The organism is Rossellomorea oryzaecorticis, from assembly GCF_045897515.1.
Lineage (GTDB): Bacteria > Bacillota > Bacilli > Bacillales > Bacillaceae_B > Rossellomorea > Rossellomorea enclensis.
This window is the reverse complement of sequence record NZ_JBJOSA010000012.1, coordinates 39,672-54,658: the sequence shown is the minus strand read 5'-3', so window position 1 is coordinate 54,658 and position 14,987 is coordinate 39,672. Positions and strand designations below refer to the sequence as shown.

Here is a 14,987-nt window from a genome sequence, read left to right as displayed (position 1 = left end):
GTCGCTTCAAGTCCCCCCTTCGGCTATGATTATTTTTTCGGGTGAAAGGTTCCACTTTTCTGCTAGTAAGGAGGTCACCAGGGACATATTCTCAACTGTCTTTTCCGATCTCGTCTTATCTCCTGTATCGATCTCCACATGCCGGACGGCTTCAATGGCCTGTTCCTCTTTTTTTTCTGAGAGATAGACCGTCACTTCCGTGATGCTGTCTGGGATGTTTTCCAAATCAGATGCAGCAATATTAACCTTATTAATGACTTTTCCGCTCTTCTCCATCAACTCCTTTTCAGCTTCTTGTTTCATTTGGACAGCCATCTGTTCTAAAATATATGCACGTTGTGAGGCTTGTATTTCTTTTTTCTTCATTTCTATTAAATTTTCTACGGAATTATTCTGAGAAGTACCGCTAATCCGAAAGGAATCTATGACTGTATCAACATCCGAGGTCAGCAGCTTTAGTAATGGAGTGAGGATGATCGTAATCAACAACAATCCTGTCACGATCTTGACGTACTTCTGCATACTTGAGCTCGGTAGAAGCATATCGATGACGGTTGCCAACAATACGAAAACGATTATATTGGTGATCCATTCAGTCAGGAATGACATCTAAGCTTCCCCCTTCATCGAACCATCATGGTTATATTTCCGGCTGCAATGATGACGGTAATGCTCAAGAAGAACATGAATGAGACTATAGCCAGCGCCGCAAATACATAAATTACACTCTTTGCGATCGTATCCAGACAATCGATGACCGGACCGCCCCCGAGCGGCTGGAGCAGTGCGGCGGCCAGTTTATAAATAAAGGCGATCATCAGGATTTTAATGGCGGGGAATGCCGCGATGATCAGAACGATTGCAACACCCGCTATCCCTACCGTATTCTTCAGAAGTACGGATGCGCTGATGACGGTATCGGCGGCATCCGTAAACATTCTTCCGATGACAGGGACAAAGTTGCCGGTAATGAATTTAGCGGTACGGATCGTGATTCCGTCGGTTACGGCCGCGGTTGCACCCTGCACAGAGATGACGCCGAGGAATACCGTCATGAATACCCCGAGCAGGCCGATGCTCCATGTGCGCAGTAAGTTGGCAAGCTGTGTCACTTTATAATGCGGCGAGAGTGTGCTGACTATGCTCAATAGTGCGGAAAGGAATAAAAGCGGCAGGACGACATTCTGGATCAGCAGGCCGCTTGTGTTCATCAGAAAAAGGATGACCGGATGGAAGAATGCGGCTGATACGACCCCTCCGGAAGCGGCGATCAATGCAAGCAGCAGGGGGATGAGGGCGATGATGAAATTAATCATCGTCGAAATCGCTTCCTGCGTATAATCAATCGCGACGTGAAAGCTGTTCAAGGCGATGATGATCAGCACCATGAAGATGATTCCATATGCGACCTTGCTTACATTCCCTCCTTCAAAGGCGTTTTGGAGCGATTGGAGGAACATGCTCAGAATTGTGAGAAGAATCAATGTCCCCAACAGCTTCCCATTCATCACCAGTTCTTGGAATGCAAACTTCAATATACCGCTGAACCAGGCTTTCATTGAAAATTCTTTCTCCCCCTGGATGAAGTCCATCAGGCTCCCTTTTTGACTCTCGGGGAGATAGCCGCCATATTCATCCACGATGCTTGTCCAAAAGCTTTTCAGTTCGTCTATGCCCAGATCATCGAGCTGCTGGGTCACGACCCCTTCCTGAAAACCTGGATTCCCCTCTTCACTGCTGCCTTCAGCCTGTACAGCGTAAGGACCCATGATGAATAAAAGCAATGCGATGACGAGTGTTCGATAGTATTGCTGCAATTTTTTCCACCTCTTTCATCTTCAATCATCCGGTCGGAATCATGTTGATGATTGTTTCTATGATTACTGTCAGAATCGGTACGGCCATTGCCAGGATCAGTATCTTACCCGCGAGCTCCACCTTGGCAGCGATCGCCCCCTGGCCTGCATCCTTTGTAATATGGGAAGCGAATTCGGCTATATAAGCGATGCCTATGATCTTCAGGATCGTTTCAACATAGACAAGGTTCACGTTGGCATTTGCCGCGAGCTTCTCAAGCATATGAATGATGGTATAAATCTGATCGATCAAAAAAAGGAATATAGAGCAGCCGACGAATACGATGAGCAAAAATGCAAAGTTAGGCTTTTGTTCTTTTACGATCAGCGCAAGAAAGGTGGATACAAGTGCGATACCGACGATTTGAATGATCTCAATCGCAGACTCCCCCTTTACCCTTGAAATAGAAAGACCGATTTTATTTTCTGGAATAAGTCATCCACGATGGAAGCAACCATGAACAGAATATAGATAAATCCGAAAAGCGTGACCCATTGTGCGTATTCTTTTTTTCCCACCTGGTCCAAGATGGTGTGCAAGAAGGCGACGACTATTCCCACCCCTGCAATTTTAAATATGATATCCACATCGATTCCCATACTTTTCCCTCCTGCTTTTCTTTTTCGCACATTGCGGGTCATCCCGGCCTGTCAAATGTTTGCTGCGATAAATTAAAGCAGCAGGATGATCAGAAGAAGGCCCGATAAAAATCCCAGGCTTTTTGTCATTTTTTCATATTTTCTTTGTCTTTCCACCGCTTCGGTCTCTTCGCGTTCCAAATGCTTCAATGCGAGATGGATATGCTTCTGCTGGGTGACCAGATCATGTTTTCCGAGGTTTTCCCCGAACTGCTTCATGATTTCATATTCTCCCGTTTTGAAAGCCGTCAATTTCCACACTTCATCAAGGCTGTCTTCCCAGGCTTTCTTGACTGATATCTCCTGTGCGGTCAATTTTTTTGAGAAACCTTCAAAAAACCACGAAACCGGTTTTTGAAGCTGTTTGGATATTTTTCTGGCCGCTTCATGGAGCGGGGTATGGCTGTAGGTTATTTCCGCTTCAAGAGATTGCAGGGCAACTTTAAGCAGTCTTAACTGCCTTGGCCTTTCTGTAAGATACTTGGATACTTCAAAACCCGCCCACGATGTAGAAAGAAGAATAAAGATTGCTCCTATAATTTTTATCATTCATGTCACACCCACTTTATTCAAAAGAGATTCTCCATGCTCATTCAATACTTTTGATACTTGTCCAGGGTCTGTATCTCTATTAAGCTCAATGAATCTTTCAATACTCTGCATACCGATGATTTCTTTGATGACAGGTCTCTTTTTCACTTCCTCAAACGAAGCTCCATGAATGGTCATCATTAAAGTAATGCCTGCATTTACTGCTTCCTGTATGGCCTCTCCGTCTTCCGCGCGCCCAATTTCATCGACAATCAAAACATCCGGACTCATGGAACGGATGAGCATCATCATTCCTTCTGCTTTGGGGCATGCGTCAAGGACATCGACCCTCGGACCGAATAAAAGTTGGGGAACCCCATTTACACAGCCCGCTATTTCAGATCGTTCATCCACGATCCCCACTTTATATGGAGGGATCTTTTTATGAGGATCACCTGTTGATATGATCCGCGCAAGATCTCTTAACAGTGTGGTTTTCCCCGTCTGCGGTGAACCGATGATCATTGTTTGCTTCCAGCTCCCGTCATACACGAACGGAAGCAGCGGGTCTGCAATCCCGATTTTCTGTCTGGCAATACGGATATTAAAAGAGGCCAGGTGACGTATCCCTTTTACGGCTCCGCCTTCTAGTATGACTTTTCCGGCAAGCCCCACACGGTGTCCACCATCAATTGTGATGTAGCCTCTTTTGAGCTCTTCCTCGAGTGTATAAAAAGAATGATGCGAAAGTTTATTGATCAGCTGTTCAGAGTCTTCAAGTGTGACGTTGTAAGGAAGAAAGAAGGGTTTCCCCCTTGCCGTGACTTCCAATACTCTGTTAGTACGGACTCTGATTTCTTCGGCTGTATCCAGTATGTCTTGTGGAAGGGAAAGGATTTTTTCGGAAATGGTGCTGGGTAGCAGGGCTAGAACTTCTTGCATGAAGGTACCTCCTAATCTTTTTCCACCGGGCTTTTCGGTTGAGTTTTCCCATACCGGCGTACAAGCCCCCAGATAATACAATGTATTCTTTGAAAGTAAGAATATGACTCATCCTGGAGAGAATAGCGATTGTGAAGTGGATTGAAGCATCAGTTTTAGAATAAATTGGTGGATTGAAGCTATTTGCAGGGGTATTTTAGTTTAGTTTGCGGACCGGGGCTTTTTTAAAGGAACCGTAAAGAGTGAAATAGAGGATAGGTGCATGTAAAATTGGAATCGAAATGGAAAATGTTTCGGAATCGGGGCATAATCTTCGAAATACAGTCGGTAATCTTTTAATTTTCACCTATATTCTTCGAATTTCCACAATTATTCTTTTAATTCTCCGAATAATTCCATCGATTACCAATTTTAACCATTAAACCACAGCAAAAAAAAATGGCTGCACACCACCATGAGAGCATGCTTTTTCCACTATTAGATACTAATTAAAAGGCACGACCCTCGCTGCTGCAGTACGGGAATAAAGCAATAACGATCAAAAAAAGCCTGGACAGAGTTTGATCTGTCCAGGCTTCTGGTTTTTGTTTTTCGATATGGGTTTATCCTCGTGACACGTATGTCCCGTCCGTTGAATTGATAACGAGCACATCTCCTTCGTTCACGAAGAACGGTACGTTTACAACAAGCCCGGTTTCTACTGTGGCAGGCTTTGAACCGCCTGAAGCTGTGTCTCCTTTGATACCGGGTTCAGTTTCCGTTACCGTCAGTTCAACTGTGTTCGGAAGCTCGACTCCAAGAGTCTCCCCTTCATACATCATGATTTGAACTTCCATATTTTCCTTGAGGAATTTCAATTCATATTCTATGGATGCTGCAGGTAATTCGATTTGTTCGTAACTTTCATTATCCATGAACACGTGCATATCGCCATTGGCATACAAGTATTGCATCCTGCGGTTGTCGATTTGGGCTTTCGCCACTTTTTCACCTGCACGGAAAGTCTTTTCCTGCACTGCTCCGGTACGAAGGTTGCGAAGTTTTGAGCGTACGAATGCCGCTCCTTTTCCCGGTTTAACATGTTGGAAATCCATAACTCTCCAAATGCCGTTATCTACTTCGATCGTTAAACCTGTACGAAAATCATTTACTGAAATCATGTTTGTTCCTCCTATTGTCAATTAGACCTCTTTCAAGGACTAAAATGGTAGAATGATTAGATCTTTAGTTGAGTGTGTCAATGTTTCATTGGAATCCTCAGTGATGAGCGTATCATCTTCAATACGTACACCGCCGACCCCAGGTACGTACACTCCCGGTTCAACCGTTACAATCATGCCAGGCTCAAGTACTGCTTCGGAACGGGAGGAAAGACCGGGTCCCTCATGAACTTCAAGACCGATTCCATGTCCCAGCGAATGTCCAAAGCACTCACCATAACCTTTTTCTGTTATGTAATCGCGTGCAATCGCATCTGCTTCTTTACCTGTCATGCCCGGCTTGATTTTCTCCATGGCCAGAAGCTGCGATTGAAGTACGACATCATAAATTTCCTTCAGTTTTTCACTCGGTTCACCTACGGCCAGGGTACGCGTCATGTCAGAACAATATCCTTTATAGTATGCACCATAATCCAATGTAACAAAATCACCTTTTTCGATGACTTTATCGCTTGCTACACCGTGCGGAAGTGCTGATCGGTTCCCAGAAGCCACGATTGTATCAAACGATGAAGAAACAGCACCGGCTTTTCTCATAAAGAACTCCAGCTCATTTGACACTTCCAGCTCCGTTACACCCGGCTTGATGAAATCCAATATATGCTTGAATGCTGCATCCGCAATGTCCGCCGCATCCTTAATTATCTTAAGCTCTTCAGGTGTCTTAATCAAGCGTAACTTTTCAATCGTACCCGCGACAGGTACAAGTTCGGCTTCCAGCACTTTCCGGTAACCCTCGAATGCACTGTAAGTCATATAATTTTTTTCAAAACCGAGCTTGTTGATTCCTAACTTAGAGACTTGTTTAGCGACTTCTTCCTGGATGGGACCTGTGTGCTGGACAATTTCATAATCAGCAGCCTGTTCCGCAGCCTGTTCCGTGTATCGGAAATCTGTTATGAAAAGAGCCTTTTCGCCTGATATCAGAACAACACCTGCAGATCCAGTAAAGTTCGTCATGTAACGGCGGTTGTATGGGCTCGTGATCAGCATCCCGTCTATACCGCTTTCAGAAAATGTATTGCGCAATCGATCAATTTTCATCCCCTTGCACTCTCCCTTTTATGTAATGAATAATTGCCTCCAAGGCCAGTTCATACCCATGCAGTCCCAGTCCGACGATCTGCCCGATTGTTTCGGCGGCAATGACGGAATGATGCCTGAAATTTTCACGCTGATGGATATTGGAAATGTGGACTTCAATGACAGGTACTGACACAGAAGCCACTCCATCTCTCAAAGCATATGAGTAATGTGTAAAGGCACCCGGATTCAAAATGATACCGGCGACCCCTTCATCCTCAGCTTCATGGATATAATCAATCATTTCCCCTTCATGGTTCGATTGAGCGGAAAGTAACTGCCAGCCTTTTTCCTCAGCTTTTTCCTTCAGATTTGTTTCCAGTTCCTGAAGTGTGGTGTGACCATAGATTTCGGGTTCCCTTTTTCCTAACCGGTTTAGGTTAGGTCCGTTTAATAATAAGATTTTTTTCATAGATAACCCCTAAAAAAAAGAATGTTCAACATGAACATTCTAACATAAACCTATTCCATCTACCTACTAAATTATCTGATAATAGGACGTTAACGAGCCATTTCCCCTGACTTTTGCTTTTGTTCCTCATGTCTCAGCTCATTCTCCTCATATGATATCGAATATCCGATAAAGACCCCGTACAGGATGTAGATGCAAAGGGATGTGATCAACGTATGATAATCGATTGCTGCAAATGATTTTATGCTCGGGAAAAGAGGTCTTAACAGCAGGAAGACGGTAAAAAAGAGTACAATCCCATAACCTGCTCCCACCCACATTGATTTGAACTTTCTGAGTACACCATAATAGACCAGGGCTACACCGATAGAGATGATTCCATAGGCCAGTATAGATAAAATGATGCCTATCCATCTTTCCCTCCAGTCACCGACTGCCCAGGGTTCGAAGATAATATTTGGTTCGAGTTTGGTAAAGGAAAAATAATAACAAAGATAGGCAATTGAACTCCATATCAAACCGCCTATAAACCCGGTCAACATGACCATTCCTATAAACGACATCGGCTTTTCACTTTGATTTTGTTCCAGTGCGGGATTGGTTTGATCACCTTTCACTTTTTCAGCCTGATTATTTTGTTCGGACATCCAGAACACCTCCGTTCATAGTATGTCCCATTCCTTCAAACATTTGCATAAAATTCCTTTTAAGCTGATTTCATTTTTTCGACTTCGCAGTCTGGCTCTTTTTGAGAATTTTTAGTAAAATAAAGGATAAGGACCATCCCCCATCTCATGGAATATGGTCGAACTTTCAAAGGTTTAATGAGCGGTGATTACGTGAATAAGTATACTATCACACCAGTACCCCTCATATGAAAATCTACCCAAATTGACGATTAAAATGAATAAATATTGTCTACAATACTAATATAAAGGATTAAGAATCATTGAATCATAAGGAGGTGGCTTTGTTGAACGCTCGGAATATCCTGGTTTTCACCTTATTATTTTTAGCGATTTTAGGATTGGGATCCTGGCTGATCGAAAATCCCCTTGGACTTCTGCGTAACATTCTGGTCACGGCCGCCGTCATCGGAATCATTTTCTTTATTTACCGGAAATGGTTCAGCAAGAGAAGCAGCGCAGGCAGCAGCGAACAAAGAGCGTTTCTTAAAGCAGCCAAACAATCAAAAAAGAGATTAAAGAAAAAATCGACTACCGCAAAGTCCCATAGACCGACTGTTTCCCAGCTTTCAAAAAAACGTTCCCACCGAAAAAAATCCAGTGCGAACTTAACGGTCATTGAAGGAAAAAAGAATAAAAAAAACAATCGGGCATCTTTTTAAAATCGATGCCCGATTGTTTTTTTTCAAAAGGTCCATTGTTTCAGGAAAAGCTCTCCTTTGTACTTTCCCGTTTCAAATAATTCACTCTTTCCTTCATTGGATAACTCAAATTCCGTGGTCTGCACGCCCTCTGTCGGGATAAAGATAACATTTTTCTCATGCTTCCTGGAAATATATCTTGAATCATGCGCATCTTTCATCGTCTGGAACAGAGCACTGTAGAGGTCAATTGCATTATTGATTTTTTTCTTTGGACGCTGGAGGTAATTAAGACTCAGCTTCACCCCTATGACAGGGCGGGTCTTTTTAATATTCTCCCTGTCAAACAGCCACATTGGAAAATTACTGAGCACACCCCCGTCCACAAGTAGACTGGTGCCCTCGAGCGACCGGAGCTTTACAGGTTCAAAAAAGTACGGCAGACTCGCGCTCATCCTGACTGCCCTCGCAACCGGAAATGTCTGCGGGGCAATGCCGTATTTCTCAAGATCATCCGGCAATACAAGAAGCCTCCCATTCGATAAATCGGAAGCAATGACCCTGAGCGATTTTTCCGGAAGGTCTGCAAATGTATAAATTCCCCTTGCTTTAAGCTTTTGCTCGATCCAGTTTTCAAGAGCCGCTCCTTTATATAATCCCAGCCGGTAATAGACCCTGAACCACTTGATAAAAGGCAGGGAGATGAGTGCATTTGAGTCCAATAATTTCTTGATATCCATCTCTTCCATTATATTTTTCATCTCTGTGCTCTTATATCCTGCCGCAATAAATGCAGCAATGATCGCACCTGCACTTGTTCCCGCCACTCTCTTTAACTGTAACCCTCTTTCTTCGATTGCCTGGCAGGCACCTATCAAGGCGAGCCCTTTAACCCCTCCGCCGGAAAACACTCCATCTATTTCCAAAGGCGCCCCTCCTTCAAAGCTGTATATAGTATATTTTTAAGTGAGGAATGCGCGGTTTAGAACCTTTAATGCTCCTGGGGAATCGGTCATACACATAAAAAAGGAGAGGAAAAATCCCCTCTCCAGTTCGAACATATTCTTACAGACCGCATTTCAACTGTGCACCGCAATTGGTACAGGTATTGCAGCCGCCCATGTCCTGGACGGTACCTTTCCGGCATACCGGACAAGTATTTCCGACTTCAGAGCCGATCGTCACGTCAGTCGAGCGCACATCCTGGATCGTGTCCAGAAGTACAATCGGTTTGCTTTGGGTTTTCACTTCTTCTTGGACTTCTTCTTCGTCAAAGCTGTTCTCTTCTGCTTTCAGCGTTAGGACCTGCGAGTCACGGCTTCCGTCAACGTAAACAGTACCGCCTTTCGCACCGCCTTTGTACAGTCTTTCATACACTTTCTGTACTTCTTCCACTGTATATCCTCTTGGTGCATTTACCGTTTTGGAAATGGAGCTGTCGATCCAGTTCTGAATGACGCACTGAACATCGGCATGCGCTTCCGGTGCGAGATTCATCGAAGAAATGAACCATTCAGGGAGGTCATTTGCATCCGCTTCAGGATTGCGTTTCAGGTAATCCTCCACGATATCCGCTTTCACTTCAATGAATTTACCTAGGCGCCCGCTTCTGTAATACGTGAAGGAGAAGTACGGTTCAAGCCCGGTCGATACCCCGACCATCGTTCCGGTTGATCCTGTAGGGGCAACCGTCAATAAATGGGAGTTTCGGATACCGTGCTCAAGGATGTTTCCTCGTACATCTTCAGGCATCTTTTGCATGAACCCAGTATTGATGAAGGCTTTTCTCAGCCTTTCAGTCTCTTCTTCTGTTTCCCCTGTAAGGAACGGGAAGCTTCCTTTTTCCTTGGAAAGTTCCACGGAAGCACGGTAAGCCGTGGTCGCGATGACCTCGAACACTTCATCCACAAGCTTGTTTCCTGCTTCAGAACCATACTCTTTTTCACAATAGATCAGAAGGTCTGCAAGACCCATGACGCCAAGGCCGACGCGGCGTTCACCAAGTGCCTGTTTCTTATTTTCTTCCAGGAAGTAAGGCGTTGCATCAATGACGTTATCCTGCATACGCACGCCGACTTCAACGGTTTGCTTCAATTTTTCAAAATCCACTTTCTTTGTATCCTTGTCTGCGAAACGGGCCAAATTGACGGCTGCCAGGTTGCAGACTGAAAATGGTGCGAGGGGTTGTTCCAATTTGTTATCCTACCAGCTTTTTATCTGGTAGTTCTTACGGTTGCATTCCCGTAAGTTCAGCATACCTTTTCATTGCAAACCTTTTTCATAAACCTGATAAGTTCTTTCCTGCCACGATCTTCACCAAAGACTGCTTTTGAAATTACTCTAAGGTCCTTTACTCCAAATTGATTATGGATGTTTTCCACTAAAGCAGAGATTGCAGGGCTGATTTTATTCAATGGAGTATTTAAAACAATATCTTTATTGGCCAAAGACCATTGAATAATGTAGTCCTTTATGCATTCATGGATATAACTTCTTTTTTCCACATATCGTTTAGTTGCATTTTTTATAGCAACTTTTCCTGAACATGCCCGACTACAAAATCTCTGCGTGGAAGTGACTAAAACTTCAATACCTTTAGAACATACTCGGCACTCTCTCTTCTCTCTAGGAATTCGAATATACCCTTTTTTCACTCCACCCCTTTTTAATCCTTCCCGCATTCTGCTTCGGGTAATACTGTCTGAGGCCCACCTCCGTTTTGTATGTTCACCAATTTTTCTTTTAGCTTCCTCACTGTGTTTCATGTTGAAGTGGGCGTTTAGTTTTCCTGAAGCAGATTTATTGATGGTTGTGTTTTCATCATTTAACCACCGGGTTATTACTGAATTTAAAGTAAAGGGCAAAGTTTTATAAAGGTTTAAGAGTTCTTCGTAAGAGAGCAGCTCACAATCAATTTGATAACACTTTTGTATTAAAGCTAGAGCCTTTCTGGCTTCAGCCTTAGCTTTAGTGTTTCTGGACTTTATTTCAACTATTTTAATTAATTTTTGGTTTTGATTGTATAAAAAGAAATCAGGTTTATAGGTTCTATTTCCTATTCTATAGGTGCTTTCTTCATATCCCCAATGGATTGAGTGATAGTCAAGATAAATAGCGTATGCATATTCATAGGAGCTTCTCAAATAGTGTCCCTTATAAAAGCCAGCATATCCTCTATTCATCTTCTCCACCTCTTAATAGTTAGGGGAATGTTTATACCAGAAAGGAAATATGTTCGCAATGTTGCGGCCTCGTGGAAGGATTATATTCTGTTTTATACAGGTTCACCTTCTATGCGTTGCCCCTGACTAAAGCTTTACCTTTAGCCTTCGGTTCGGATTCCCATCTCAGGGTTCCCGCTTAATTCCGCAATGTTTTACATGAGGCAAACTATTTACCACATGGGTTTGTTGCAACAACTTTCTGACCGTATGCTTTTGCGTTGGTCATATCGTTCGCATTATCAATAAAGAAGATTCCCGGTTCTGCAGAGTATGTTGCACAAACATTAACCAGGTTCCAAAGTTCTTTCGCCTTGATTTTTTTGTATGTCCTTACCTTGTAGCCAAGCTTTTCCCATTCTCGGACATCTCCGACTTCATGCCAATTTTCGTTATAATACTTCATCTGGTCGGCATCATAACTCTCTACATCAGGGAAGCGCAGTTCATATTCTTCGTCTTTTTCGACCGCATCCATGAAATCGCTTGTCAGGCAGACAGAGATGTTGGCGCCTGTCAGGAATTCCGGGTTGTGTACACTGTATGTACCGCCCGTCCGCAGCTTTTCCTCGGCATTCTTGATGATCTTCTCGTCGAATCCGCCGTAGCCCGGAATCTGTTTATAGTTGATGATTCCCTGATACATCGCCTCTTCCTGCTCTGTCAGGGGAGTGAATTTCAATTTATCTTCTGCTGCCTTCTTGATATTCTCATCCTCTGTATTTTCAAGCAGATAGCGCAGGATGCGCGGATTCTGCATTTTAGAGATGATGAATTCAATGATGTCAGGATGCCAATCTGAAAGCATGATCATTTGAGCCAATTTGTTGCACTAGTTCGCTACACCAGTTCTCTATGTCACCATAGAGTTCAGACCATATCTTACATTCAAATAATGAATGTCCTCGCACTTCGGAACCGCTTGGCCCCTACTCTACTCCCTTCCGCTTTTACACGTGGTTTCGATGGTCGTTGAACCTTCTCCTAATTAGGAGCTTGGCTGCTGATTGTCTTTATCCACTTATTGTTTTTAAGCATTCACGCTCACCGTTTCCAGTCACGTTGTAGCCAATAAGTCATAAAAGAGTTTCCAGCAATTCACGAGGTTTATTTATAGACGAGGCACTTAAGCTGCTTTACCACGTCTTGATCCGCCTTGCTCGACCAAGTGAGTCAGTTTCGCGATGTCATCCAGCCAGGACACGGATCCCGAGGATTTACCATTAACTCCTTTTGCCAGCGTGTTGCGCGGTCTTAGAGTCGATCCATTCGTTCCGACACCTCCGCCGCGGCTCATGATTTCCATTACCTGCTTGCGGTGCTCGGAGATCCCTTCACGCGAATCTTCTACGAACGGCATCACGTAACAGTTGAAATAAGTTACGTCCGTCCCTGCACCTGCTCCGTACAAAACACGTCCAGCAGGTACGAAATGCAAGTTGACGAGCTCATGATAAAACTTTTCAAACCATTCTTTTCTCTTTTCAGGGGTTTTTTCTACTTCGGCCAAGCCTGTTGCGTTTCGCTTTGCAATTTGTTCATAGTAGACTTCCAATGGTTTCTCAATGACATCCAGTGTACGAGTCACTACGCCCGTTTCAATTTCATGCGGTTTATCAATCGCACTTCTGTATTCCTCTTCGATCCAGACATCCGCTTTTTTGTTTTCCCAATCAATGGCTGTAATGTACCCAAGGCCCCTTGCAGGGAACTTAGGGTCCTCTTTGATTGTCAGTACGACAAAATCGCCTTCTGAGAGAGTGATCTTTTCAGTATCTTTGAAAGAATAACGGTCAATCATTACCAAGCGGGATACACCTTTGTGAGTGGTTTTCATATCCGGGGTGATAGGATGCACTTGAGGAAACAATCCAATATCCTGATTCAATCTTTCCTTGTTCAATTTCATCGTTTTTTTCGACGCAACAGTCATATAGACAGCTCCTTCTACCATAAATGTTTCTTTTATTTTGTTTTAGCTTGTTTTCTATTTGCAATTAATACGTTATCATATGCTTATTTTAAAATCAATAAATAAACACAATATATGGTGTATTATATATTTTTCGACACACCATATATTGTGTTGCGGACAGAAAATTATTTTTTTGTCAAACGACTAAAAAGCAGAAAATAATAGGAAAACGCAGAATCCCATAGATAATATTCCTAATTCAGGCGGTAATCTATTAATTTGGGAGTTGCCAAACTTTCATCTTCAGAAATAGTTGGTAAAACAGGAAAAAAGGGACACGCATCGCTTTTTTCTAACAAAAAATTTTCATCGTTTAAAATTCCACTCATCGGATTCATATCGGGTTTTTGCCAGATTCTCAACATATTGTGTTTCTTCTTCAGAAAGCACATATGGTTCAAGATTGATATCGAGTCCTTCTTCGAATCCTTTCTTAAAAGCGTCTTTTGCCATATCCATCGTGATTCTTTCAGACGAGATCTCATTCATGGCAACGGCTTTGTTTTTGAACGCTCTTTGCATACGCTCTTTTACCCTGTCGGAAGGATACTTAAACAGACTGAACAGTTTATCTTCGTCAAGATCAAGTAGGATGGACCCGTGCTGGAGGATGACCCCTTTTTGGCGAGTCTGAGCGCTGCCTGCCACCTTCCGGCCCTCCACGACAAGTTCGTACCAGCTCGGTGCATCGAAGCAGACCGCAGAACGGGGGTTTTTCAATCCTTCCCTTTCTTCAGCCGTCTTCGGGACCGCAAAGTATGCTTCAAGACCAAGCGCCTGGAATCCCTTTAATATTCCTTCTGAAATAACCCTGTAAGCTTCAGTGACAGTCTTCGGCATTTCAGGGTGCTCCTCGGACACAATGACACTGTATGTGAGTTCCTCATCGTGAAGGACTCCCCTTCCTCCCGTTGGCCTTCTCACAAAGCCCAGCCCGTGCTCCCTGACGGCTTCCATATTGATTTCTTTCTCAACTTTCTGGAAGTATCCTACAGAAAGTGTCGCCGGATCCCATCCATAAAAACGGATCGTCGGCGGGATTTCCCCTTCACTATGCCAATCCAGGAGCGCCTCATCGAGCGCCATATTGAAGGAAGGCGAACAATTTCCTGAATCGATGAATCTCCACGTTTCTTTTGACATTCGACATACCTCTTTTACTTTAGCTTCATTCTTTTACACCAGGCCGGTATTCAGGCCATTTTTGGATAAAAGGTTTTAATGTGTTTTCCTATGTATTAATCCGTTACTAGTCTACCAAATCCTTTTCCAAAAACAAAGGAAAACAGATTGGTAAGTCTTTGCTGTGAATAGTAAATTTCTTTTGATTCTCTGGGCGATGATGAATATAATAGTAGATAGTGCATTGGAAGAAAGGAGCATGAAAGCAAGATGGATGGTTTATTTATACTATTAGTCGTACTTGGAGCAATCATTGCGTATTCCCTGTTTACGTACTTCAATCAAAAAAGAGTGGTCAACACATTGTCAGAGGAAGAGTTCAAAGCAGGTTACAGAAAAGCCCAGCTGATCGATGTGCGCGAAAACAACGAATATAACAACGGACATATTCTTGGTGCCCGCAATATCCCTCTTTCACAGATGAAAATGAGACAAAAAGAAATCCGCAATGATCAGCCTGTTTACCTGTACTGCCAGAGCGGAATGAGAAGTGCCCGTGCAGCACAGATGCTTCACCGCAAAGGCTACCGCAATCTTCACCACCTGCAAGGCGGCTTTAAAAAATGGACAGGTAAAGTTAAGCATAAAAAATAAAAAAC

Annotated in this window: 15 protein-coding genes and 3 pseudogenes; 2 read left to right on the top strand and 16 right to left on the bottom strand. The window is 43.4% G+C overall.

Going from position 1 to position 14,987, the window contains the following annotated elements:
- Window positions 1-6: 6 nt before the first annotated feature.
- The 10 genes from spoIIIAF to ACKA06_RS14250 all read right to left on the bottom strand — a co-directional run bounded on the left by spoIIIAF (window position 7) and on the right by ACKA06_RS14250 (window position 7,330).
- Window positions 7-609, bottom strand: coding sequence for a stage III sporulation protein AF (gene spoIIIAF / locus ACKA06_RS14295; protein WP_411159942.1), 603 nt, complete (start codon window positions 607-609; stop codon window positions 7-9).
- Window positions 610-623: 14 nt separating this feature from the next.
- Window positions 624-1,817 (bottom strand): stage III sporulation protein AE, encoded by a 1,194-nt coding sequence (gene spoIIIAE / locus ACKA06_RS14290; protein WP_411159941.1) that lies wholly within the window; start codon window positions 1,815-1,817, stop codon window positions 624-626.
- Between the two features lie 25 nt (window positions 1,818-1,842).
- Complete coding sequence (gene spoIIIAD, locus ACKA06_RS14285) at window positions 1,843-2,235, bottom strand: stage III sporulation protein AD (RefSeq protein WP_098151200.1); 393 nt, start codon at window positions 2,233-2,235, stop codon at window positions 1,843-1,845.
- 14 nt (window positions 2,236-2,249) lie between these two features.
- A complete protein-coding gene (spoIIIAC, locus tag ACKA06_RS14280) occupies window positions 2,250-2,456 on the bottom strand; it encodes a stage III sporulation protein AC (RefSeq protein ID WP_006838772.1) in 207 nt (68 codons plus the stop codon).
- A gap of 72 nt (window positions 2,457-2,528) precedes the next feature.
- A complete protein-coding gene (spoIIIAB, locus tag ACKA06_RS14275; RefSeq protein WP_064564157.1) occupies window positions 2,529-3,044 on the bottom strand; it encodes a stage III sporulation protein SpoIIIAB in 516 nt (171 codons plus the stop codon).
- Complete coding sequence (gene spoIIIAA, locus ACKA06_RS14270; protein ID WP_032087747.1) at window positions 3,045-3,968, bottom strand: stage III sporulation protein AA; 924 nt, start codon at window positions 3,966-3,968, stop codon at window positions 3,045-3,047. It lies immediately after the preceding gene.
- 602 nt (window positions 3,969-4,570) lie between these two features.
- The gene (gene efp / locus ACKA06_RS14265) at window positions 4,571-5,128 is read right to left on the bottom strand and encodes an elongation factor P (protein WP_058297723.1); all 558 of its coding nucleotides are present in this window, start codon (window positions 5,126-5,128) and stop codon (window positions 4,571-4,573) included.
- 39 nt (window positions 5,129-5,167) lie between these two features.
- Window positions 5,168-6,232 (bottom strand): M24 family metallopeptidase, encoded by a 1,065-nt coding sequence (locus tag ACKA06_RS14260; protein ID WP_032087745.1) that lies wholly within the window; start codon window positions 6,230-6,232, stop codon window positions 5,168-5,170.
- Entirely contained in the window at window positions 6,222-6,683 is a 462-nt protein-coding gene (aroQ, locus tag ACKA06_RS14255; RefSeq protein WP_058297725.1) for a type II 3-dehydroquinate dehydratase, read from the bottom strand. The genes ACKA06_RS14260 and aroQ overlap by 11 nt, the downstream gene beginning before the upstream one ends.
- A gap of 89 nt (window positions 6,684-6,772) precedes the next feature.
- Window positions 6,773-7,330: a YqhR family membrane protein gene (locus tag ACKA06_RS14250; RefSeq protein WP_052011528.1), complete on the bottom strand. Its 558-nt coding sequence runs from the start codon at window positions 7,328-7,330 to the stop codon at window positions 6,773-6,775.
- A 317-nt stretch (window positions 7,331-7,647) separates the two neighbouring features.
- Here ACKA06_RS14250 and ACKA06_RS14245 point away from each other — a divergent pair, with 317 nt between their 5' ends.
- Entirely contained in the window at window positions 7,648-8,031 is a 384-nt protein-coding gene (locus tag ACKA06_RS14245; protein WP_231938018.1) for an SA1362 family protein, read from the top strand.
- A gap of 23 nt (window positions 8,032-8,054) precedes the next feature.
- Here the strand turns inward: ACKA06_RS14245 and ACKA06_RS14240 are convergent, their stop codons facing one another.
- The 6 genes and pseudogenes from ACKA06_RS14240 to ACKA06_RS14215 all read right to left on the bottom strand — a co-directional run bounded on the left by ACKA06_RS14240 (window position 8,055) and on the right by ACKA06_RS14215 (window position 14,349).
- The gene (locus tag ACKA06_RS14240) at window positions 8,055-8,936 is read right to left on the bottom strand and encodes a patatin-like phospholipase family protein (RefSeq protein WP_411159940.1); all 882 of its coding nucleotides are present in this window, start codon (window positions 8,934-8,936) and stop codon (window positions 8,055-8,057) included.
- A gap of 139 nt (window positions 8,937-9,075) precedes the next feature.
- Window positions 9,076-10,200: pseudogene (locus ACKA06_RS14235) on the bottom strand (vitamin B12-dependent ribonucleotide reductase); the annotation flags it as partial.
- Between the two features lie 59 nt (window positions 10,201-10,259).
- Window positions 10,260-11,192, bottom strand: a complete 933-nt coding sequence (locus ACKA06_RS14230; RefSeq protein WP_411159939.1) for a PDDEXK family nuclease — start codon at window positions 11,190-11,192, stop codon at window positions 10,260-10,262.
- Between the two features lie 211 nt (window positions 11,193-11,403).
- A pseudogene (locus ACKA06_RS14225) lies at window positions 11,404-12,054 on the bottom strand (vitamin B12-dependent ribonucleotide reductase); the annotation flags it as partial.
- Between the two features lie 315 nt (window positions 12,055-12,369).
- Window positions 12,370-13,164 (bottom strand): annotated as a pseudogene (locus tag ACKA06_RS14220) (ribonucleotide reductase N-terminal alpha domain-containing protein); the annotation flags it as partial.
- Window positions 13,165-13,512: 348 nt separating this feature from the next.
- Window positions 13,513-14,349 (bottom strand): lipoate--protein ligase family protein, encoded by an 837-nt coding sequence (locus tag ACKA06_RS14215; protein ID WP_032087739.1) that lies wholly within the window; start codon window positions 14,347-14,349, stop codon window positions 13,513-13,515.
- Window positions 14,350-14,598: 249 nt separating this feature from the next.
- Here ACKA06_RS14215 and ACKA06_RS14210 point away from each other — a divergent pair, with 249 nt between their 5' ends.
- Window positions 14,599-14,982: a rhodanese-like domain-containing protein gene (locus ACKA06_RS14210; protein WP_058297728.1), complete on the top strand. Its 384-nt coding sequence runs from the start codon at window positions 14,599-14,601 to the stop codon at window positions 14,980-14,982.
- Window positions 14,983-14,987 lie beyond the last annotated feature (5 nt).